The organism is Psychrobacter glaciei (assembly GCF_014652895.1).
In the GTDB taxonomy this organism is placed as follows: domain Bacteria; phylum Pseudomonadota; class Gammaproteobacteria; order Pseudomonadales; family Moraxellaceae; genus Psychrobacter; species Psychrobacter glaciei.
In genome coordinates this window covers 325,268-347,964 of the sequence record NZ_BMZR01000002.1, presented here as the reverse complement: position 1 = coordinate 347,964, position 22,697 = coordinate 325,268, and the positions used below count along the sequence as shown (strand labels likewise).

The following is a 22,697-nucleotide window of genomic DNA, read 5'->3' as shown; positions in this document are numbered from 1 at the left end:
CATTTAATGGCGCGTTTTTTTATGGCTGTTAGTATATGAAGCATCTAACGTAACTACAAATAAGGCTGATTATGACCAGCAGCGCAATCATCTCGCATCCTATTAAATCAATTGCCGATTTGCCAGTCGATGAGACACTAGCAACCGCGTTATTGACCAGTTTGGCTGAGTACAGTGAGCAGCTGCATGGTCGACGGCTTTGGCTGGCTTGTAGTGGCGGGCGCGATTCATTGGCACTGGCGGCATTGTGTGTGCAACTCTATCGCCAAGGTAAATTGCCATTTTTACCCCAACTTCTGCATGTGAATCATGGTTTGCAAGCGGATAGTGGTGCTTGGGCGAAACATGTCGCTGATTGGGCAGAGGTGCAAAAAATACCGTGTCAGATTTTACATGCGCAAGTGAACGGTCATGATGAGCAGGCGGCACGGCAAGCACGCTACGGTGTCATGCGAGCGCAACTCAATCAAGATGATGTGTTGCTCTTAGCGCATCATGCCGATGACCAAGCAGAAACGGTATTGATGCGGCTGATTCAGGGCGCTGGGGTGAATGGGCTCTCAGGCATACAGCCGTGGTGCATCCAAACGCAGGGCACACATCGTATGGCACTATGGCGGCCTTGGCTGACCGTCCAACGTGCCAGTATTAGCACCTATGCCCAGCATTTAAAACTGCCCTATATCGACGACCCGACCAATGATGCGGGCGATAATGTGCGGAGTGGATTGCGCCGTGATATCATGCCAGCATTGACCAAATACAATCCCAACGTCATCGAAAATATTGCTCGAAGTGCGCAGCTACTAAGCGATGCACAAGCGACTGTCAGCGCTCAATCAGCAAAAGACATGCATCACACAGCTATTAGTTCGCTACAGCTACCACCCGCACAACGTGTGCTAAATATTGATGAGCTACAGAAACTACCACTCTATCGGAAGCGTCAATTATTGCATTATTGGTTGGGTCAAGATGAGCCATTACCGCCCGCTAAGCAGCTAGTCGATGAGGTACTACATCTAAGCCAACGTGATAATAATGATCACCAAACGGAACTGTTTTGGCAAGGTCGTAAGCAGTCTTATACTCTTCGTCGTTATCGGCAGCAGCTTTATCGTCTAAGCAATGATTGGTTGGCATGGCTTAACATGCCGCTCAATGACCAAACCCAAACGTTAGCCCCTGCCAATCTGTCCAACATTTCTAGCAATGGCTTATCTGAGAATAATTTGGCACCGATTCATTTACGAACGAGCACTGACTTTACTTGGCAGTTGCAGATATCACCTCAGGCATTGACACAGTTATTAGACAATACGGAAGATGAGCATGCGTTACAGACAGTAGTGAAGATAACAGCACTAGATCGCAAGCAGCGCTTACAGACTGCATTGGCATCGCGCCCACAATCAGGAAAAAAACTGTATCAAACGTTGGGCATTCCATCATGGTTGCGTGAGAGTTTAATAGTGGTTAGTGTAATGTGTATTCATACAGATGAAGAATTGCCGTTATTGCTAGTATCGCCATTTGAAAGTTGGGTGCTAGGGAGTGATCATTCAGGTATTCATTTCGACGACAATCAGTTGGCAAAATATATTGAGAGTAATCTCAGCCTAAATAAGAGAGTCTGAATAATTACTGAGTTCATTCTAATGTAACGATAGCATTAGGCGCGACAGCATAACGAGCATAACGGGTACTTTGAATTTATCAAACGGTCGTAGTAGCAGTATGGTAAACTGAGTGTCATTTTAAATACCATTATGTTACTTTGATTACCTTTGAATTTTTTGAGTAGGAGACATGTATGTCAGTATTAGATAATAAGAAAATTAGCTTCATCGGTGGCGGAAATATGGCGCAGGCTTTGATTAGCGGGCTTGTGAGCTGCGGTATTAAACCGAGTTTAATTACTGTTGCTGATCCTAGTAGCGAGGCTCGCGAGCAACTGGCTGCTAAAGGGTTGAATACGGTTGACCCCACTGTAGATGCAACTGCTGCTATTATCGATGCTGACATTGTGGTACTGGCAGTAAAACCGCAAGTGATGAAACCGGTTGTGAGCGCTTTTGCCGATGTGTTAGACAAGCAATTGGTGATTTCGGTCGCGGCAGGTTTATCGACGGATATTTTGTCAGGCATGCTAGGTGGCTATAGTAACATCGTGCGCGCGATGCCAAATACACCTGCCATGATTCAGATGGGTGCGACCGGTCTGTATGGTACGGATGATATCTCTACGGAACAAAAGCAGTTAGCAACCGCGGTGATGGAAGCGTCGGGTCTGGTCATGTGGGTTGATGAGGAAGAGCATATGCATGCAGTCACAGCCGTGTCAGGGTCAGCGCCAGCATATATGTTTTATATCATCGAATCGATGGTCGATGGGGCAGTTGCTTTAGGTTTAGATAAAGAACAAGCCTCAGCATTGGCCATGCAAACCATGCTAGGCGCGGCAAAAATGGCAATGGATAGTGATGATGCGCCTGCTGAGCTACGCCGCAAAGTCACGTCACCGAACGGTACGACTCAAGCTGCGGTAGAATCAATGCAAGCCAATGAGATTGGTCGCCAAATCGGTGAAGCCATGCAAGCTTGTTATGACCGTAGCCAAGCGCTTAGCGAAGAGATGAAATAATACCAATAGCCACCAGATACAACCAGCCACTTTGAGAGTGGCTGTCATCATAAATGGTTAATACTGGTCTCGATTATTCGTCTTTTATTAATTTTGTTGTTATTAGCGTACAAGCCCATTGAGTAGCAATTCATGAACAACCTGTTATTTCAAATTTTTGATTTGGTCACCACCTTCGCTATGATGTTGGTCTTCATCCGTTTTATGCTGCAGTTTGCAGGGATGGATGCTAGCAATCCGATGATTGCTCCGGCTTACAAAGCGACTCATATCGTCGATGTGTTTGGGCGTATTTTCCCAACTGTCGGGCAAGGTCGTATCAGTATTGCCGCCATCGTGCTGATGTTTTTGATACGCCTGATTGATATCTCTGGTAAAGCCGCGCTGACCCATAAAGGCATCGCACCTGTCCCGCTATTTTTTACGGGTACCATCAGCTTGATATTAGACTTTTTGCGCATGTGTCGCTATTTGGTCATCGGTTCTATTATTGTGAGCTGGATTGTCGTGTTCACTAAATCTGAGCATCCTATTATTGGCATCATCATTAATTTGGCTGAGCCAATCTTAGCGCCCTTTCGCCGTATCACACCAAATTTAGGCATGCTTGACTTGTCACCTATGGTCGCCTTTTTTGCTTTTATTTTGCTCGAAATGCTCATTGGTGGTTTGGCAGCGAGCTTTATGCCGATGTTGGGCTAGTAAAGTAAAGACAGAAAGCTAAGAAAAGATTCGCTAAAAAAGACGCTCTATTAATATAGAGCGTCTTTTTTTATTTATCGTTTATAGATTATTCTGAAAGTCTATAAAACGATTGGGTATCAATTGGGCTTGGTTATCCTCAGGGTGCGGAGCATCAGCCGCACGCAGGGTTTGTGTAATCCAGCTATCGGCTGCCTTGACCGCATCGATAAGCACGTCTCCCATCGCCAATCGTCCAGCGATAAAGCTAGCCAGCGAGCAGCCAGAGCCATGAAATTCACCTGTTAGGCGTGGTAAAGTGCTTTTATGCACCATATCACCTTGTACATATAGATATTGCTCGATATCACCGCTATCAAAATCGTGTGAGGTTTTGACCAATACGGCATAAGACCCTTGTGCGCACAGTTTTTTCGCAGCTGTATGCAAGTCTTGCTCACCACTCAAGGCTCGCAGTTCATGAGTGTTTGGGGTAATCAGAGTGGCATAGGGCAGCAGCTTCTTGAAAGCGGCGACCAACGTCTGCTCGTCACCTAAGCTACCACCACTATTGGCAACCAATACTGGGTCTAGTACAAAAGAGGTGTGTTTCTTGATAACTTTATTAGCGAATAATCTAGTCATCATTTTTATATTATCCGTAGTGCCGAGCATGCCCGATTTGATCACCTTTACTGGCAAATCATCGAGCACTGCCATAGCTTGGTTTCTGACTAATTCAGCGCTACAAGCTTCAAAACCAAAAACTTGCTGCGAGCTTTGTATGGTAATGGCCGTACAAGCAATGGCAGCATGACCACCTGCTTGACCAATGGCTTCGATGTCTGCTTGTAATCCAGCACCGCCTGAGGGATCCAATCCTGAAAAACACAGTACTACTGGTCGCATAATACTTCCTTTGACATAATCTAAAATGAGTAACAAATACTATAGACACCCACTACTAAAAAAGCCATAGCAGGTTAGAGATTGTGTATAGACGGTCAATCCATCAATCAATAACAACTCATACCAAACCCAAAAAGTACGATTAGCGGTGTCAAACTCGTTTAGTCTACAATGCGTAGCACTTACACTCGTTTTCCTTGCTACTCTAATTTTTGTGAATGGTGTCAGATTAGGCTGACTGCTCTAAACCTCATTTTTACTGATTATTCTGATACTTTGGTCGTTCAAGAGGGTATAAGGCGATGTAAACAAATAAATATGATAAAAATCGCATTAAATCTGTAGACAACGCTTGCAATTCGTTTTGGCTTTGCTATAATACTCGCCCACGGGATAAGACGTATTATCAGCAATAATACTATTTTTTAGAACTTAAAAAGTCTTACATCGTTTGGTGAAGTGGGTGAGTGGCTGAAACCAGTTCCCTGCTAAGGAACCATACGTTTGCGCGTATCGAGGGTTCGAATCCCTCCTTCACCTCCATTTATAGTGTTATTTTTAGAGTAGTATCGCAAAAAGTAGTGGTTGATTTTTTATCATTTAAAAAGTAATTTGATTTTAATGAATAAAGATGTTGACACAAGCGATATTATCTATATAATGACCAACCTAATTTACTACAAAGTTATTTACTGCGTAGTGAATGATGTGCAAAGTACGCGCTTGTAGCTCAGTTGGATAGAGCACTTGGCTACGAACTAAGGGGTCGGGAGTTCGAATCTCTCCAAGCGCACCATTTGCATTATCACTTCTTTAACCCAGTTAAAGAAACATTAAAATAATCGCCTGTCTTATGACAATTTGGCGATTTTTTTATGTCTACAGTTTTTATAAAACTACTATTCATAAAGCCACTATTTATATTATAAAGCCATGTCCTACTTGTCATCCTCCCTCTAAATTTGAATAAACAGTCTTTTGCATCTGACGTCTTCTCTCATCATAATGTACGATAAGCGCCTGAATTACGGTACAATGAGCGCTCTATTTTTCGCTTGCTATGGGCTTGTATCATGTCAAAATCGTCGTCAAAAGCGGCTAATAAAGCCAAATTGCCACCAAAAACCTCCATGCCTCGCGCCCCTGAAATTGAAGAACCAACGATTGCCAAACCTAGCACTCGTATGGCAGCGATCCTTTATGATGGGATGCTGATTTTAGCGTTGTTATTTTTGGTAGGGACTTTGCTGACGGTGATTGGCACACTTATGACTATGGAGACGGGTAGCGAGTCCTCACAAGCGCAGTCGCTGCCGACATGGTATCAAAACTTTATTATGACGCCGTCTTTTATACTGACGCTGGTGGGGTTCTACGGGATATTTTGGCGTCGCGGTGGGCAGACGTTAGGCATGCAGACGTGGCGCTTAAAAACGGTCAATAATAGCGGTCATTTACTGACGTGGGGTCAGTCCTTTAAGCGCATTTTAGCCGCCTTTATCATGCCACTCATATTTGGCATCATTGGTAGTGTCATCGATGGCTCACGGGCTATCTTATTAACCAGTGCTTTTTTGGGCTTTATCTTTAATTATGCTTTTTGCTTCTTCAACCCGCGTGGTCTCGCGGTGCAAGATATGCTATCAAATACCATCACGTTAAAAATGCCAAAAACAGAGAATGAAGGACTATGGCGGGTCATTAGAAACCGCAAGCAAGGAAAATAAACCGCATTATCATCGCCATAGTCTGTCAACACACTTTAAGCGTTACATATTGGCTGTCTGCATCAGCCATAAAGTATAGCCGACGAAAAACATGACTAAGGTCGCGCCAGATATACGACCAAATGGACGCTTGGTCATAAAGGCAAAAACACACAATACCACGAGTAATAGAGTGATCAACCCCATCGCTAAAATATCACGCGATAAGATAATCGGATTGGCAGTGATGGGGGCGATGAGGGCGGCCAAACCAACGACGCCTAAGGTATTAAAGATATTAGAGCCAATGATATTGCCCAAGGCCATGTCATGCTCGCCTTTACGCGCTGCTGACAAGCTGGCGACCAATTCAGGCAGCGATGTACCAACCGCAACGATGGTTAAGCCGATAATTAGCTCGCTTAAGCCCCAAAACGTTGCCAACTCTACCGCACCCCAGACAATGGCTTGCGAGCTTGCCACCAGCATTGACAAGCCAATCAGTAAACTGCCTAACCCACGCATCAAGCTAGGATGATTGTGCTCTGTGTCGCTCAAACTTTCTGTAATAGCATCGGCGTCATTTGATTTGCCTTCGCGTAAGCTCAGCACGATTTGAATCCCTAAGACGAGCACTAGCATTCCTAATAATACTAACCCGTCAGTTAAGCTCAGCAGCCCGTCACGCAGTTGCCATGCTGCCAATGCGGTAATCACTACCAGTATCGGTAGATCGCGCTTTATGACACCTTTATGAATGATAATAGGGCTAATCAATACGGTTGCACCCAATACCAAAGCAATATTGATGATATTAGAGCCATAAGCATTACCTAATGCCAGCTCAGGACTGCCTTCTAGTGCGGCCAACACGGAGACGACCATCTCAGGTGCGGATGTGCCTACCCCCAATATGATCACGCCAATCAAAAAACTTGGCATGCGTAACTTAATGGCTAAAGCGGTCGCTCCATCAATAAAAACATCAGCGCTCCAAACCAAAATTGCTAGACCAATCAAAATTGCAATGACTGCCAACCACATGTAGATAACTCCTTCGTTAGGGATAAAAAATAGATATTGGATGTTGAATAAGCTTACATCATATAAAAATGGCATAAAAAAAAGCTGAATCACAATCTGGATTCAGCTTCGATATAAGTACAAGTATTTTAATGGGATTTTGACAACAACAGCAACTGTATGATGACGTATTTACCCATACTTTATGTAACAAAATTTGAAGTGATTTTCTTAAGCCACTTGTACTGGAATGATATTTGCCGTGTCTTTTACGGTGTTGTCTTCATTACAATAGACCAGTTTTGGCTGATACGTTGAGGCTTCAACTTCATCAAAATGCGCATAAGCACAAATGATGACGATATCACCCAAATCTGCCATATGCGCCGCAGCACCATTTAGCGAGATAATACCAGAGCCTGCTTCAGCACGAATAGCGTAGGTGCGAAAGCGCTTGCCATTGGTCACATTATAGATATCGATAGATTCATTTTCACGTAGACCAGCAAGATCTAACAGATCACCATCGATACCACATGAGCCTTCATAATGAAGCTCGGCATGGGTAACGCGAGCACGGTGTAATTTGCATTTAAGCATATTAAGTAGCATAGGTTGCTTCCTTAGCGTAACTGATATTAAATAACTAAATCAAAAGGTTAATGGGGACAAAACTGCCAAAATAAAAGGCCATTATAATCGCACCACTATATTATTCGGGTAATTTAAAGCCATTAATTTGTGAACGTGCTTTTTCGACATCACCACCTAGCAGTAACGGCAAGGCCTCAAAGGCAGCAGTTAATGCGCTATCAATGGCAATTTGCTCATCGGGAGACGCTTTAGAAAGGACATGCCCACTGACTTTAGATTTGTGACCAGGGTGACCGATACCCACACGTAGGCGATGAAAATCATTGCCGATGTGAGGCGTGATATCGCGCAGACCATTATGACCACCATGACCACCATCGGTTTTTAGCTTGATACTACCAGCGGGGATATCGAGCTCATCATGGGCGATCAACAATTCATCATTATGGATGCCATAAAAATTGATCATGGGTACCACGGATTCGCCAGATTTATTCATAAAAGTCAGCGGCATCAAAAGACGAACATCGTGCCCATGAATTTGCCCGCGTCCTGTGACACCATGGAATTTTTTGTCAGGGCTCAGGTCAATATTGAACTGCTGGGCCAAATGATGGACGAACCAAAATCCTGCATTATGACGCGTAAACATATACTGCTGACCAGGATTACCAAGACCGACAATAAGCTTTATGGCCATAAAAACATCCTGCTTGAGTTTAATAAATGAGTGGTAAGGCTTGCGTATCAAAGTATCAAAGTATCAAAGTATCGAATTATAGACGTATCGAATAAAAAATATTACTTTTATACCCAAACCGTACTTACAAAAACAGCAGGAGATATTCATCACCTGCTGTTTTTTTTGACTAAGCGCACCAGTAACTATATAACAAACAATAGGTCGCTATATAGAGTTTGGTTATTACTCGCCGTCTTTCTTGTCTTCAGACTGTTCACTAGCAGGTACTTCAGCTGCATCAACGTCTTCAGCATCTTCGTCAACTTCTTCAACCGTTGGTGGCTGCATGTTAACGATAGTACGGTCATGGCCGTCTTCTAGCTCAAGCTCATGAATGACAACGCCTTCAGGAAGTTTGATGTCTGATAGACGGAACAAATCACCGATTTCCATACCAGATACGTCTACTTCTAGATACTCAGGAAGTAGTGATGGTAGGCAGATGATTTCGATGTCAGATACTAGCGTTGATAGTACACCAGCAGCAGCAGTACCAGGCGCATCTTCACGACCAGTGAAATGCACAGGAACATTCATGTGGATTTTTTGACCTTTCACAATGCGCTGGAAGTCAGCATGCATTGGGAAGCCTTTAGCTGGATGGCGTTGCAAATCTTTGATAACAGCTTGGTGTTCTACGCCGTCAACATTGATGGTCAAAATGTGCGAGAAAAACGCTTCAAATTCAAGCGATTTTACCAATTCGTTAATCTTGATAGAGATAGAGGTAGGCTCTTCGTTGCCACCATAAATAATAGCAGGAACTAGATTCTGCTTACGTAGGCGGCGGCTCGCACCTTTACCTTGTTGTTCAGCAGAACGATCAACTGCGTTTAGCTCGAAATGGTTAATGCTCATGGATATAATCCTATAAAAAGAATGAAAAAGTGTCTGGTCATAAAAAGTGGATTTGCGACCGATCCACTAAGACGTGATGATAGCTAAGATGGCTAATGATTAATAATAACTAACAATCAATCAGCCTCTTAAACCATTCGCTCATAGCAAGGATTTCTATCACTATAATGATCATAAAAGTCATTATGGTGAGCATAAAAGCCATTACTTATCAGCGTGATCAGCACTTTTGGTAATATCGACCACTTTAGATAAGATAAATGGTCGGCACAGGCGCGCATTATACGTGGTTTTGTTGTGATAATAAAGACCTAGAAAAAAGGCTTACCTAAAAAAAGCGCCAAGTAATGATACTTGACGCTCTATTTTTTGCTGTTAAGGGTGACGTGGTCACAGTGCTTACTATCAAAATCACTGCGATAACGGTTTAAAGTTAGGCATCAAACATTGCGCTAATAGATTCTTCGTTGTTAATACGACGTAAGCTTTCAGCAAGCATCGGGGCAATACTGACCTGACGAATTTTGCTACATGCTTTAGCTTCAGCCGATAACGGAATTGTATCGGTAACGACGACTTCGTCTAGCGCAGATTCGCTGATGTTTTTCAGCGCATTACCCGATAGAACAGGATGAGTAATATAAGCTAAGACGCGACGTGCACCGTTTGCTTTTAATGCTTCAGCCGCTTTACACAATGTGCCTGCAGTATCGACCATATCATCAACGATCACGCAATCACGGTCACGAACATCACCGATGATATGCATCACTTGTGATTCGTTGGCACGGGCACGGCGTTTATCAATAATAGCCATGTCAGTATCGCCCAATTGCTTGGCCATCGCACGCGCACGTACCACACCGCCAACGTCAGGTGAAACCACCATGATATTGTCATAGTCTTGTTTTTTGAGGTCGTTGAGTAGTACAGGCGTACCGTAGATGTTGTCAACTGGAATATCAAAGAAGCCTTGAATCTGATCTGAATGCAAATCAACAGTCATAACGCGATCGATACTAACGATGTTTAGCATGTCAGCGACGACTTTAGCCGAAATAGGTACACGAGCTGAACGAGGGCGACGGTCTTGGCGGGCATAACCGAAGTAGGGCATAACAGCCGTGATACGGCCAGCACTAGAGCGACGCAAAGCGTCAGCCATCATCATGATTTCCATCAAGTTGTCGTTGGTCGGTGCACAAGTAGGCTGCATGATAAACACATCTTTACCACGTACGTGTTCTTTGATTTCCACGGCAATTTCGCCATCAGAAAAACGCGTGATGTCAGCTTTACCAAGAGGTATATGAAGGTGATCGGCTACGGTTTTTGCTAATTCTGGGTGGGCATTGCCCGTAAAAATCGCCAAATAAGGCATGACAGAAGTCCTATTGATTGACTCAAGCAGCGACCGCTAAGCAGTGTCAAACTGCTCAAATTCAGAAAAGAGTGGTGAAAATGATTGGAGACTACTATTACAGTAAAAAATGGTAGGGGTAGCTGGACTCGAACCAACGGATGTCAGGATCAAAACCTGATGCCTTACCAACTTGGCTATACCCCTGTAATGTCTAGGCTATGAACATCCGATATCTAATAGTAACTACTAGTTATTCTTAGAATGATGTCATCACCTGTTAATTATCTCATAAACGATTAAACCGTCTAAAAAACAACTTTTTCCCTAGCGGTGTCCATTGCGAACTATACCGAAACTGGGATAACGTTGTCAATGACAATCAAAATAAGTGAGTATTTACAATACCAATTATAATCAGTGTCTATCGAACGCTTCGTACTAAAAAATGGTAGGGGTAGCTGGACTCGAACCAACGGATGTCAGGATCAAAACCTGATGCCTTACCAACTTGGCTATACCCCTATTGAGGCGACCTATTATAAGTAAATTTTCAGATTTTGCAAGTCATTTGCGGCTTTTTATGCCTTTTATTGACAATGAGTTGATGTTGAGGTGGTTTTGATAGGTGAGTGGCAGAAATCGACCATAATAATTGACGCGTTAATGAGATCTTATTGTAGGATTGTATGGGTGAGCTTAGATGGGATTTATCTAGAGCAGTGTTTTTTAAAATGTAATAAAATTCTTTATACTTAATGTCTACAGTTCTCTAAATTACTTACAATAGAAGTCAAATAAATATATTTATATAAATAGCCAATAAGGGATAGTTTCTTGGGTATAAAACAGTGGTTCGTTAAACCAACGCCTAAGCAGTTTTTTTATACAAGTTCAGTTTACGCGATAGTATTTCCATTGATAGGCGTTTTTATCGCTGACTCTATGGTTTCAGCCTATATGCTTTTCTTTTTGATTTTATCTGCTCTAGTAGCGCGAACCTACCTTAAGCCTGTTATTTCGAGTAATGGGTATAATGTTATTACCGGTATCATACCATTCATTATAATTATTACATTTCTCTTTAACTCAAGTATATCTTTTACAAAAATTGCTGAAGATAAAACTAAGCTAGAACAAGTGAGTGGGGTTATTCCAGATGAGCCATTTAACCGTCGAGTAGGTAAGAACACGTCATCATCATTACTAATTAGGGATACAAGGCTACATTGTAAACATTATGACCGTGATAGTTGTAGTCAAGCCTATGATTATTCTGGACAAACCGCGAATATTCTCTATCAGCCAAGTACATGGATTGGTAATGTCGTATATGAAATCAGTGTTGATGGCAAAAAGCTATACAGATACGAAGATCAGCTTGCTTATTTTAGGGCAGAGCAGCGTACAGATCGTCGCCAATGGTTTTTAACGTTCCTACTATTTGGTTTTCCTAGTTACTGGTTCTACAAACACGATAAGCGGCTTAGAAAAGCCACGCCTAAAAGGTCTATTGAAGAAGAGCAAACGTTAAAGAAATCTCAAGAATTAGCCGCTAATGAAGCGGGTTGCGCTGGTGCAATTGGAATTATTCTATTTTTGATGGTAGCCATTTGTGCTGCTTTGGCTGGCATAATTCACTTTGCTATTCATAAATTTGGTTTATCAGTGCTATATCTTGGCTTAGCTGGAATATGTTGGTATGTGCTGGTTGTATTATCGAAACCAAGCTCAGAATTGTAAAAAATAACTAGCTACAAACTCCTCACTACATACGCTGCACAAGGCGCACCTTCAACCCATTTTCCCAAAAGCGCTTTATCATTAGCCACGCTTGCATCCAATGGCAAAAACACCGCACTACCAGAGCCAGTCATGCGTGCTGTACCTAGTGCTTGCTCTTCTAAACGTTGCAAATACTGAAGCGCTTCATCGACAGCAGGGGCGAGGATGGTTACCACTGGCGTAAAGACATTATGGTAAGGAGCAATGAGGGTTTGCACATAGTCATTAGACTGACTCTTAATCGTCTCAATTGATAGTGGCGTAATATCGCGCTTTAATTCAGGATGGGCGAACAGTTTGGCGGTATTCACATGCGCGTTTGGCGTTAGCACTAAATATTGCTGCTCAGGCAAATCAATCGCTGTCAGCTCCTCGCCAATACCCATCGCAATCGCATCACGTCCAAAGATAAATATTGGTACGTCGGCACCCACTTTAGCACCGATTTTTATCAGCGCATCACACGTTAAATTAAGCTGCCAAATCTCATTTAATGTTAGTAGCGTCGTCGCGGCATTGGAAGAACCACCGCCCAAGCCTGCACCCATCGGTAAGTGCTTGTCTAAAGTGACATGCACTTGTGCTAATTGCTTAGGTAATCTGGTTGATTGTATGGCAAACGTTAGCAATGCGCATGCGGCTTGAAAAATCAAATTGTCATCTATACTGGCAGTTATTGCATCTGCGCCAGTTAAGGCCAGCAGCTGAAGACAAAGTTTATTGGCATCTAACCGATTATCAGCCGTAGAAATGACGGCATCATCTGTGACTGAAAAGTGCAAATAATCACCCCAATCGAGCAGGCGAAAAACGGTTTGCAAGTCATGATAGCCATCAGCACGCTTACCAGTAATGTGCAAAAACAGATTGATTTTTGCTGGGGACAAGCGAGTGATGGTCGTTTTAGCGCTCATATTATTTTGCATCGCCATTTGATTTATGGATGTTTCAACATTTCAACGTTTACATGTCTAAATATTTCAATGCTTTAACGATTCTGATGATCAATCGTCATGACGACTTTATTGCCTTGTGATTGTGCAGCGCTGATTTTACTAGGCAGCTTATCGTTGCCTTTGTAGGTAAAGCTAGCATTCCACTCACCATTAACTGAGCTAATCAGACGATTTTGATTGTCAAGGGTAGGGGCGGTGTCGGAAGGCGCTGGGCGACCAGATACCCAATACGGCATTTGCGAGATCGGCGCTTGCCAGCCAGTGGCTTTTTTGAGCAAGGTCTCAGGGTCATCAGCGGTCAATGTACCGGTTTTTTCGCTGACTAGTGTTGCTGTTTGACCATTATATTCAATGTTGGTTTTACCAATCCCGAGCGCACCAATCAACTCAATCGCAAAGCGGTCGTTTTGTTGTCCCCATGCGTAAAAGGCACTACCGCCTTGAGCACCGTTAGTGTCATTAGCAGGTGTCGTAACGCCAATTTTGCCAGTGATATTGAAGCTCTCAAGCTTTTGTGGCTGCTGGCCACTTTGTCCCTGTACGGTGCTACTAGCTTGGTTTGTGCCGCTGGTGGTCTTTAATGATTGACAACCAGTCGTCACCAAAATGGCTGCTGTCAAAGCCGTCAATAGACTGAGTTTTTTGGCTGGAAAAGGGATTGTTTGTGATACTGACATGATGCTTCCTCAAAATTAACAAAGATAATAGCTTAAGCTGAATTTGTTACCCATTTATACGTCGCTGTTAGCTTCTTATAAGAGCCTTGTAGCTTTGATAACTTGGGTTTTGATAGCTTGCGCAATGGTTATGGCTTATTTGTTATACAAAATATTGCTTAAAAATGACTCTAACTGTCATTAATATAGTTGTATGCGGTCATTAACATTGTGTTGCCCAAATGAGAAGCGCTGCTGTAGATCGGCGAGCAAGGCGTCGACTTTATCATTATCCCCTAGACCTTGATAAGCACGCAGCAATAGTGTCCCTGAGCGTAGAGTGGGTAAGACATCGTAAGGGGTTTGCAGGTAATTGATCACTTGGCGGTAGTCTTCGTTGGCCAAGGCATTGCCTGCCAAGATATTCAATGCTTGCAGATGTAGCTCGTTATCGTAACGTGGGTCATCATAGCGAATTTGGATAATCGCTGTCGCTAGCGCCAACCCTTGCTCAGAGCTGCGCTCGTTGGAGAGCAATAATTGGGCGTAACTGAGCTGATAAGAGAGATTGCTAGGATCGAGCGCTTGCAAGTGATTGAGCAAGGTGCGTTTGACCACGTAGTCGGCTTTATCATCTAACAGCTGAGCGCGGGCAAACAGTAACATCTCACTATTAGGATACTTACGCGCTGCCCGCGTCAACAACCGCAGCGCTTCCTCTGGCTCATTCTGTTGCCATAAAATATCGGCTTGTAGCACATAAGTGTCAGGCGCAAAGACGTTAAATTCTTTGCGTAGTTTTTCTAAGGTAGCGATGGCTGCATCCACGTCATCATTAATCAATTCAAAAGCGACGACTTTTTTGCGTGCTTCTAGCACCAAGTCTTCTTGCATGACACCATTGAGATAGTATTTCGCTTGATCAAAGCGTTGCTGGCGCTCGGCACTGATACCGAGGTAATAATAGGCTTGGTCAAGGTAAGCAGGACTTTTTGCCAGCATATTGAGTAGGCGATCAGCACTAGGGTATTCTTCAATGTCTAAGCTGACCAGTGCGGCCAATAAGGTGATCTCGGCATCATCAGCAAAGCGATTGTGCGCCTCCAGTAATAGCTGCCACGCTTGCTCGCTTTGTTTCAAATCCAGTAAGTAACGAATTTCGTATAGGTACAAGCTTTTGCTATCAGGATTACGCAGACGTGATTGGCTAACATAATTAATCACCATTTCAGGCTTTTCTATTTTGCGCAATATATCTGCTTTTAAGGTGACAAAAGGCACATAGTCAGGCTGACGCTCTAGCGCACGATTGATATGGACGATGGCAATTTCAGGTTCGTTAAATTGGTATAGCAAGCCTGCTTTCAACACCGATAGCGAGGCATTTTGTTCACTATCAAGGGGTTGTAGGGCGGCGAGTAATTCTCGTTTGTCATTGTCGGTATTGGGGTAAATACCGATAAGAATTTCGCTTAAGTCTGCCCGAGGGTCATAACGCAAGATACGATTTAAGGTCTCACCTGCCAACAGATAGTCGTGCGCGCGCAAGGCCAAATGTGCCACATAAAACCATGCGGGGACATGATCAGGATTTTGATCTTGCCACGTTTTGGCAAATTGTAAGGAATCTTCGACACTCTCATTACGCAAAGATAAGCTAAGCGCTCTCTCAAACACTGCCGTCGCATCTTCTTTAAAAGATTGCTGCTTATAAATCATCACCGCCCGGCGTCTGTCATTGCGATCAGCGGAAAATTCTGCATCCAAAAGCGCATACAAGCTTGGCTCGGTCAGCGTCGGTTGTGCGGCAATCGTCGGTGGTAAGCTATTTACATTTGCCACACTTGTTATTGTCGTTGCTGACTCGTTCTGTGTTGGTTCATTGGAAAATGTATTACGATTGGTCGCATCCGTATTCATCATTGCGACTGAAGGCTGGCTTAATGAGGATTGATTATTAGTGGCATTATGAATGTCTGATGGGTCGAGCGGATTGGCCTGAGCGGGTGAGGCTAGGCACAAACAAATGGCCAACGATAGTGTTAGCTTATAACGTTGGCATAGACGTTCAATAATGACGTGTAATAAAGCGCGAAGGCTAGATTGATCGTTATGCACAAGTTGTGATCGAAATGATGACTCAAAAAAAATCATAAATAGCAGTGTACACCTATTGTTTACCCATTAATAAGGCAATTTTATCCTGATGATTTTAAAATAGACATCGGTAGCCAGTACCCATGATCGACATTATAAAAGGAGATTGAGGTGATAAACAATAGCGCCCGTGTTACTCAATTATTCGTCCAAAAAATCTATCAGGTAGTTGATTTGTTACTCATGCGCCCAGATACAAGCAAATAGTCACCACAGGTGGTCGAGTGTAAAATAAAGCCAGCAATAATGATATAATAAGCGGTTTTAGGTTTTCCTTTAAGCGCTGTTTGCTAAACACTGCTTTTCTAGTTTATAAAAACTGCCTTTTTATAAAAACTGCCTTTGGCAAACGGCGAGTACGCTTGGCTGGCAAGTGAGCGTTATATTTATGGTCTATCAATAATGAGATTAGTGGTCATTGGGGTCAATCACAAAACCGCACCAGTCGCTCTACGAGAGCGCTTGGCGCTTGTGGGTGAGGATGTGGCTATCGCCCTTGAGCAGTTAGAGGCCTTTACCGATGGTAGCGTGATTGTCTCTACATGCAACCGTACGGAGATTTATGTCCTCGTTCCGCAGACTTTGTCTCAGTCTCAGCAAGCAGTAACGTCGCCCACGGTCAATGACATTACCTCGCCATCTTTTAGCAGCAATACTAGCAATGCTGCGCTCAGCACCAATATCTCATCAGCGGCCATCAGCGCCCATATCGTGAAGATTAAAACTTGGCTGGCTGATTTTAAGCAACTGTCGCTCACCGAGATTGACCCCTATCTATATGTGCACCGTGATACTCACGCCTTGACTCATTGGTTGAGAGTCGCTGCTGGGCTGGACTCTATGATATTGGGTGAGCCGCAAATACTGGGTCAAATCAAGCGCTCCGTACATATGGCGCAAGAACAAAAAGTATTAAGCAATCAGCTAGGTTGGATCGTCGATCAGGTATTCGCTGCTGCCAAACGGGTACGTAATGAAACCAAGGTTGGCGCTCAAGCCGTATCGCTCAGCTTTGCTGCGGCTAAATTGGTCACGCAAATTTTTGATGATTTGCCCAATCGTACCTTGTTGGTGGTTGCCGCTGGTGAGATGAATCGTTTGGTTGCCACGCATATTGCGGGGCTTGGGGTTGGGCGGGTGATTATTTGTAACCGCAACCCTGAGCGTGCTGAGGCTCTAGCGGCTGAGCTACGCAAACCCGGACGACAAGTGGAAGTCAGAACTTTACAAGCGTTGCCGCAAGTGTTGGCGGAAGCCGATATTGTCAGTAGCTGTAGCGGTAGTATGGATTTATTGATTGATAAGACCATGACATTGCAGGCGTTGAAACGTCGTCGTTATCAGCCAATGCTGATGATAGATTTGGCGGTGCCACGTGATATCGATTCGACTGTGAGCCGCATAGATGATGTGTATTTATATTCTGTCGACGACTTGCAACATGTGATAGCGGGTAATATTGAACAGCGTCGTCAAGCAGCAGTAGACGCTGAGCTACTCGTTAGCCAATTGGTCGTCGAAATGGATCGACGCTTTCAAGTGCGCCAAGTCGGCAAAGATATTCAGCAGTATCGTGAGCGTACTAATGACCAAGTAGATAAGCTGCTTAATGAGTCTATTGCTAAGCTTAACGCTGAGGGTGCGAGCCCTGAAGATATCATAGCCGAGCTGTCGAGACGTTTAACCCAAACCTTGACCCATGCGCCATCCAAGCTGATGCGTAAAGCGGCACGTGAAGGGGACAGCGAATTGTTAGACTTTGTCGTCTCAGGACTAAAAGATGCCAATCGTGGACATTGATGCTGATCAGCACCGCATTTACCAATAAACAGTCAACAGTGCAAGTCATATCATTGCCTAGCCGTATCGTTGTCAACCCTCGGTATCGGTGCTAATATCAAGCTCTCATTAAATAAATGGTTTGGATTAAGATACCGTACTGGTGTTCGCTAAGCGTGTGGCTATGAATATATTGGCTTAGCGTTGATAGGCTTTATCAATATTCATTTTTAGCCCATTTAGTCGCTTCCGTTCAGATTGAGGACACGCTCTAGGCTAAAGTACAATATTGTCAGCTTTACGTCGTTTTCTGGTTTCTTATCCGATATTAGTACCTAGGCTGTATCCATATTTGGATATGGCTGTACTGAGATTTAAGCGCCATCAAATTATCTAACCATAAACTAGGAGCGTTCCATGACTGCATTACGTCAAGATATTGATCCAAATGGCCTATTAGAATATTCAGTGGTTTACACTGACCGCGCTCTCAACCATATGTCTAAAGTCTTTCAGCAAGTAATGAACGACTTATCTAGCGAGCTAAAATCAGTCTATAACGCCGATGCCGTTGCTATCGTGCCAGGTTCTGGTACTTATGGGATGGAAGCTGTCGCCCGTCAATTGGCAAAGGATGAAGATTGTCTGATTATCCGAAACGGTTGGTTTAGCTACCGCTGGACGCAAATCCTAGAAAAAGGCAACATTGCTAAGTCATCGACGGTATTGACCGCTGATCGTACAGAAAATACTGATGCGCCAAAGCCGTTTGCACCAGTCGATATCGATGTCGCTGTAGCAAAAATCAAAGAACAAAAACCAGCCATTGTCTTTGCCCCGCACGTCGAAACTTCAGCCGGTATCATTCTACCAGACGACTATATCAAAGCATTGGGTGAAGCCGTCCATAGCGTAGGTGGCTTATTGGTCATCGATTGCATCGCCTCAGGTTGCGTTTGGTTGGATATGAAAGAGCTGGGCATTGACGTGCTTATCAGCGCGCCACAAAAAGGCTGGAGCAGTACACCTTGTGCTGGTTTGGTGATGCTAAGTGATGCAGCCGTCAAAAAAGTCGATGATACAGAATCTGATAGCTTTAGCCTTGATCTGAAGCAATGGTTAAACATTATGCGCGCCTACGAAAATGGCGGTCATGCTTATCATGCGACCATGCCAACCGATGGCCTGCGTCAGTTCCGCGATACTATTAATGAGGCCAAAGAAGTGGGCTTTGCTAAACTGTCTGACGCACAGTGGGAGCTTGGCAACCGTGTCCGTAAGGTCATGGAAGACAAAGGCGTCGAAAGTGTTGCCGCTGAAGGCTTTGAAGCGCCAGGTGTGGTCGTGGCTTATACTGAGCGTGATGACATGCATAAAGGTAGCGCTTTTGCTGAAGCGGGTTTGCAAATCGCCGCTGGCGTACCATTAAAAGTTGGTGAACCAGAAAACTTCAAAACCTTCCGTTTGGGTTTGTTTGGTTTAGATAAATTGACGGATATTGATGGCGCGGTAACGCGTTTTGAAACCGCGCTTGATAAAGTATTGGCGAAATAGCAGCTGTCGCAGAAGCATGATTGGCTGTGCCAAACTTGCTTTATCTATTTGAAGTAGCACTGATGCTCGCTTTCCTTGCTACTCAAAATGAAATCTGTTTAATTTAAAAATACTGAGCCTTTATAACAATAGGTTCAGTATTTTTTTACCTTTTTATTATATTTTATAATATAATGTTTTTTAATAAATCGAAAGTTGTCATATGGGTTATTTACTTATCAATGAATTAAGCAACTAAGAAAACAAGCAAGCTAGGTAAATATTATGAATATACAAATAGACTGGCAAGCATTTACGCCTATCTCCTTAGCGGGTGGTCTGATACTGGGTGTAGCGACGGTTATTCTACTATTAGGTATTGGGCGTATCGCTGGTGTTAGTGGTATTTTCTCAAATCTGCTTAAACCCAAGCAGGTAGAGATGTGGCAGGTATTGTTCATAGTTGGCATGGTTGTCTCGCCGATACTATATAGTCTGGGAAGACCGTTACCTGATGTAGAGATGAGTACCTCTTTGCCATTATTAATTGGGGCAGGATTGCTGGTCGGTTTTGGTACGCGCTTGGGTTCTGGTTGCACGAGCGGTCATGGTATCTGCGGTAATGCGCGTCTGTCACCACGTTCTATGGCAGCGACAGTGACTTTTATGTTGTTTGGCGTTGTGACCGTCTATATTGGTCGGCATGGCTTGGGCTTGATCTAACAGTGGCATAGACAGCACGTTGCGAAGGCAGTGCTTGATACTATAAACAGAAGAGAATAGCGAGACACAACCATGCTAAAAAATATAATTGGATTACTGGCTGGATTATTATTTGGCTTTGGGTTATTGATATCTGGTATGACCGAGCCTGTTAAAGTGCAGGGGTTTTTGGATATCTTTGGTGCGTGGGATATTTCACTCGCACTGGTGATGGGTGGCGGATTGATAGTGGCAATGGTCGGCGTGCAATTGGCTAAGCGCCAACAGACCAGCTGGATTGGCACATTGATTGAGATGCCAAATAAAACCGTCATTAATAAAAAACTGCTTATCGGCGCAATGCTGTTTGGTATCGGTTGGGGCTTGGTCGGTATTTGTCCAGGACCCGGTATCGTGCTGCTTGGGACGGGACAATGGCAAATATATGTGTTTATTCCAGCGATGATTGTCGGGATGTTGGTCTATCAATGGCTTGAGCCGAAGCTTAATTAACATGAGCCTGGTTGATAGCTCTCAAAAATATTATGAGAAATAATTGCTTTACTCATGACAGTGTGAAAAAAAGGGTCAGTCTAAATTTATTAGACTGACTCTTTTTATTTAATGGCTATTCAGTAATCATTTGATACTGGAAAGTTTACTTGGCGCTTGGAGTAACTTTAGGCGTTTCATGTGCCAATGATTTGGCGGCTTGGCGCAGTTCAAACTTCTGTACTTTACCCGTACTGGTCTTTGGAATTTCGGCAAACACAATATACTTGGGCACTTTAAAGCCGGCTAAATGCTGTTTGCAATGTTCTGTGACTGTGTCGCGCTGCAAAGTGCTACCTTCATGGATTTCGATAAAGGCGACGGGTACTTCACCCCATTTATCATGTGGCGCGGCGACGACAGCACAGCTTTGGATTTCAGGCATTTTATATAAGACGTTTTCGACTTCGATACTAGAGATGTTTTCCCCGCCTGAGATGATGATGTCTTTGAGTCGATCCATGATTTTGATATAGCCATCAGGGTATTTGACGCCCAAATCACCCGTACGGAACCAGCCATCAGCAAAGGCTTCTTCGGTCGCTTTACGGCTTTTTAGATAGCCTTTCATGACCATGTTACCGCGCAGTGCCAGCTCGCCCATTTCTTCACCATCAGTGGCAACGGGTTCAGTCGTGCCTTGTTTGAACACGTCAAATCCCGTCATCAAATGCGACGTCACCCCTTGACGTGATTTTTTCTGCGCGCGGCCAGCGACATCAAGCGTATCCCATTCTTCTTGTTCTGCGCAGACGGTGACGGGCCCATAAACTTCAGTGAGACCATAAACGTGAGAGATGTGAAAGCCCATCGCTTCCATGGCTGCGAGCATGGTCTCAGATGGCGGCGCACCAGCGACCCAGCCTTTGACCGTATGAGTGATGGCTTCTTTATACTCAGGTTTGCCGCCCGCAATCATATTGTGCACCACAGGCGCTGAACAATAATGGCTGACTTGATGCTTGGCAATCAACTGCAATATCAAATCAGCATCAATGTTTCGCAAGCAGACATTGACCCCAGCGCGCTCAGCGATCGTCCACGGAAAGCACCAGCCATTGCAATGAAATAATGGCAGTGTCCACAGATACATTGGGTGCTTGGGCATGTCCCAATCTAAAATATTAGAGACCGCATTGAGGGTGGCACCGCGATGATGATAGACCACGCCTTTGGGCTTGCCCGTGGTACCAGACGTATAGTTCAGCGCAATTGCGTCCCATTCATCTGCTGGCTTTTCCCAGTTATCTAAGCTGTCTGAGCTGGCAATCAATGCTTCATAGCTCATTTTTCCAAAGCGCTCGACATCGATAGCGTTGTCTGTCGCATGAATGACGATTAGGTTGGGAAAAGTCTCATCGATAATCTCAGCATAATCAGCAAACTCACTGTCTAAAATCAACACTTTGGCTTCTGAGTGTTGTAAGCAAAAGGTAAGCGCATTGATATCGAGACGGGTGTTTAAGGTACAAAGTACACCGCCTGACATGGGCACGCCAAAGGCACATTCGACCATCGCTGGGGTGTTGGGCATCATGACCGCGACGGTGTCATTTTTATCAATACCCAGTTTACGTAAGCCATCCGATAACTGCCTGCAACGATCGTAGGTCTGTTGCCAAGTCTGCGTGAGGTCATTGTGCTCTAGATCATCATAGATAATCGCAGTTTTGTCAGGATAAACTTGTGCACTGCGAATGATAAAATCGATGGGAGTCAGCGGTTGATAATTGGCGGGGGTTTTGCCGAGACCTGTGTGAAAGTCAGTCATGGAGATAATCCTTTATCGTACTTTGAGTTTGGCTATTTTTATAGCTGAGACTGTATAGCTTAGCGTTGTCTATTAATAAGCAGCCTTTATTATAGCCAAAGGCGTCGCGAAGTTAGGCTGATTTTGTGGTTTTTACTTAACCAAATACCATAAAATTGCGCGATTAAAGAGGGTTGTCGATATAGTGCTCACTCATCAGTCGCTCGTCTGCGTAGCTGATAATAATAGCGGTGTGTTACGATACCAGTCATGTAAAACTGTAAACTGTGTTTAGATCAACAAACCATTC

General features: G+C 44.0%; 19 protein-coding genes and 4 tRNA genes. 11 read left to right on the top strand and 12 right to left on the bottom strand.

The annotated features are described in order from the left end of the window. The first annotated feature begins 71 nt into the window (after positions 1-71). The 3 genes from tilS to IE130_RS06200 all read left to right on the top strand — a co-directional run bounded on the left by tilS (position 72) and on the right by IE130_RS06200 (position 3,346). On the top strand, positions 72-1,637 hold the full coding sequence (tilS, locus tag IE130_RS06210) for a tRNA lysidine(34) synthetase TilS (protein ID WP_189583272.1): 1,566 nt from the start codon (positions 72-74) through the stop codon (positions 1,635-1,637). A gap of 176 nt (positions 1,638-1,813) precedes the next feature. Continuing rightward, the gene (gene proC / locus IE130_RS06205; RefSeq protein WP_189583258.1) at positions 1,814-2,644 is read left to right on the top strand and encodes a pyrroline-5-carboxylate reductase; all 831 of its coding nucleotides are present in this window, start codon (positions 1,814-1,816) and stop codon (positions 2,642-2,644) included. Positions 2,645-2,776: 132 nt separating this feature from the next. Continuing rightward, the gene (locus IE130_RS06200) at positions 2,777-3,346 is read left to right on the top strand and encodes a YggT family protein (RefSeq protein ID WP_010196074.1); all 570 of its coding nucleotides are present in this window, start codon (positions 2,777-2,779) and stop codon (positions 3,344-3,346) included. 81 nt (positions 3,347-3,427) lie between these two features. On the opposite strand, the gene IE130_RS06195 is transcribed toward IE130_RS06200, so the two are convergent. Beyond that, complete coding sequence (locus tag IE130_RS06195) at positions 3,428-4,234, bottom strand: hydroxymethylpyrimidine/phosphomethylpyrimidine kinase (RefSeq protein ID WP_189583255.1); 807 nt, start codon at positions 4,232-4,234, stop codon at positions 3,428-3,430. Between the two features lie 453 nt (positions 4,235-4,687). On the opposite strand from IE130_RS06195, the gene IE130_RS06190 reads away from it, so the two are divergent. From IE130_RS06190 to IE130_RS06180, 3 genes are all read left to right on the top strand, one after another. Next, positions 4,688-4,777, top strand: a tRNA-Ser gene (locus IE130_RS06190). Between the two features lie 176 nt (positions 4,778-4,953). Then, positions 4,954-5,030 (top strand) — tRNA-Arg (locus IE130_RS06185). A 277-nt stretch (positions 5,031-5,307) separates the two neighbouring features. After that, positions 5,308-5,961 (top strand): RDD family protein, encoded by a 654-nt coding sequence (locus IE130_RS06180; RefSeq protein ID WP_189583252.1) that lies wholly within the window; start codon positions 5,308-5,310, stop codon positions 5,959-5,961. A gap of 42 nt (positions 5,962-6,003) precedes the next feature. Here the strand turns inward: IE130_RS06180 and IE130_RS06175 are convergent, their stop codons facing one another. The 7 genes from IE130_RS06175 to IE130_RS06145 all read right to left on the bottom strand — a co-directional run bounded on the left by IE130_RS06175 (position 6,004) and on the right by IE130_RS06145 (position 11,042). Beyond that, a complete protein-coding gene (locus tag IE130_RS06175) occupies positions 6,004-6,984 on the bottom strand; it encodes a calcium/sodium antiporter (protein WP_010196070.1) in 981 nt (326 codons plus the stop codon). 210 nt (positions 6,985-7,194) lie between these two features. Further along, positions 7,195-7,575, bottom strand: coding sequence for an aspartate 1-decarboxylase (gene panD / locus IE130_RS06170; protein ID WP_010196068.1), 381 nt, complete (start codon positions 7,573-7,575; stop codon positions 7,195-7,197). Between the two features lie 100 nt (positions 7,576-7,675). Continuing rightward, the gene (gene pth, locus IE130_RS06165; protein WP_189583250.1) at positions 7,676-8,257 is read right to left on the bottom strand and encodes an aminoacyl-tRNA hydrolase; all 582 of its coding nucleotides are present in this window, start codon (positions 8,255-8,257) and stop codon (positions 7,676-7,678) included. A 225-nt stretch (positions 8,258-8,482) separates the two neighbouring features. Next, the gene (locus tag IE130_RS06160) at positions 8,483-9,157 is read right to left on the bottom strand and encodes a 50S ribosomal protein L25/general stress protein Ctc (RefSeq protein WP_189583248.1); all 675 of its coding nucleotides are present in this window, start codon (positions 9,155-9,157) and stop codon (positions 8,483-8,485) included. 433 nt (positions 9,158-9,590) lie between these two features. Next, positions 9,591-10,538 carry a ribose-phosphate pyrophosphokinase gene (locus IE130_RS06155; RefSeq protein WP_010196062.1) on the bottom strand — a complete coding sequence of 316 codons (948 nt, stop codon included), beginning with the start codon at positions 10,536-10,538 and terminating at the stop codon, positions 9,591-9,593. A gap of 110 nt (positions 10,539-10,648) precedes the next feature. Then, positions 10,649-10,724, bottom strand: a tRNA-Gln gene (locus IE130_RS06150). Between the two features lie 242 nt (positions 10,725-10,966). Beyond that, positions 10,967-11,042 (bottom strand) — tRNA-Gln (locus tag IE130_RS06145). A gap of 312 nt (positions 11,043-11,354) precedes the next feature. Here IE130_RS06145 and IE130_RS06140 point away from each other — a divergent pair. After that, the gene (locus IE130_RS06140; protein WP_010196060.1) at positions 11,355-12,260 is read left to right on the top strand and encodes a hypothetical protein; all 906 of its coding nucleotides are present in this window, start codon (positions 11,355-11,357) and stop codon (positions 12,258-12,260) included. 11 nt (positions 12,261-12,271) lie between these two features. Here IE130_RS06140 and ispE read toward each other — a convergent pair whose 3' ends face one another. The 3 genes from ispE to IE130_RS06125 all read right to left on the bottom strand — a co-directional run bounded on the left by ispE (position 12,272) and on the right by IE130_RS06125 (position 16,032). Beyond that, positions 12,272-13,216: a 4-(cytidine 5'-diphospho)-2-C-methyl-D-erythritol kinase gene (gene ispE / locus IE130_RS06135; protein ID WP_227676150.1), complete on the bottom strand. Its 945-nt coding sequence runs from the start codon at positions 13,214-13,216 to the stop codon at positions 12,272-12,274. A gap of 74 nt (positions 13,217-13,290) precedes the next feature. Continuing rightward, positions 13,291-13,935: a lipoprotein insertase outer membrane protein LolB gene (gene lolB, locus IE130_RS06130; RefSeq protein ID WP_189583244.1), complete on the bottom strand. Its 645-nt coding sequence runs from the start codon at positions 13,933-13,935 to the stop codon at positions 13,291-13,293. A gap of 180 nt (positions 13,936-14,115) precedes the next feature. Continuing rightward, positions 14,116-16,032 (bottom strand): tetratricopeptide repeat protein, encoded by a 1,917-nt coding sequence (locus tag IE130_RS06125; RefSeq protein WP_227676149.1) that lies wholly within the window; start codon positions 16,030-16,032, stop codon positions 14,116-14,118. Positions 16,033-16,473: 441 nt separating this feature from the next. Between IE130_RS06125 and hemA the strand changes: the two genes are divergently transcribed. From hemA to IE130_RS06105, 4 genes are all read left to right on the top strand, one after another. Continuing rightward, positions 16,474-17,871, top strand: a complete 1,398-nt coding sequence (hemA, locus tag IE130_RS06120; protein ID WP_189583238.1) for a glutamyl-tRNA reductase — start codon at positions 16,474-16,476, stop codon at positions 17,869-17,871. Between the two features lie 396 nt (positions 17,872-18,267). Continuing rightward, on the top strand, positions 18,268-19,404 hold the full coding sequence (locus tag IE130_RS06115; protein ID WP_189583235.1) for an aminotransferase class V-fold PLP-dependent enzyme: 1,137 nt from the start codon (positions 18,268-18,270) through the stop codon (positions 19,402-19,404). 264 nt (positions 19,405-19,668) lie between these two features. Beyond that, positions 19,669-20,106: a YeeE/YedE family protein gene (locus IE130_RS06110; protein ID WP_189583232.1), complete on the top strand. Its 438-nt coding sequence runs from the start codon at positions 19,669-19,671 to the stop codon at positions 20,104-20,106. A gap of 72 nt (positions 20,107-20,178) precedes the next feature. Next, entirely contained in the window at positions 20,179-20,598 is a 420-nt protein-coding gene (locus IE130_RS06105; RefSeq protein WP_189583229.1) for a DUF6691 family protein, read from the top strand. Between the two features lie 145 nt (positions 20,599-20,743). Here the strand turns inward: IE130_RS06105 and IE130_RS06100 are convergent, their stop codons facing one another. Further along, positions 20,744-22,408, bottom strand: coding sequence for an AMP-binding protein (locus tag IE130_RS06100; protein WP_189583226.1), 1,665 nt, complete (start codon positions 22,406-22,408; stop codon positions 20,744-20,746). Between the last annotated feature and the right edge of the window lie 289 nt (positions 22,409-22,697).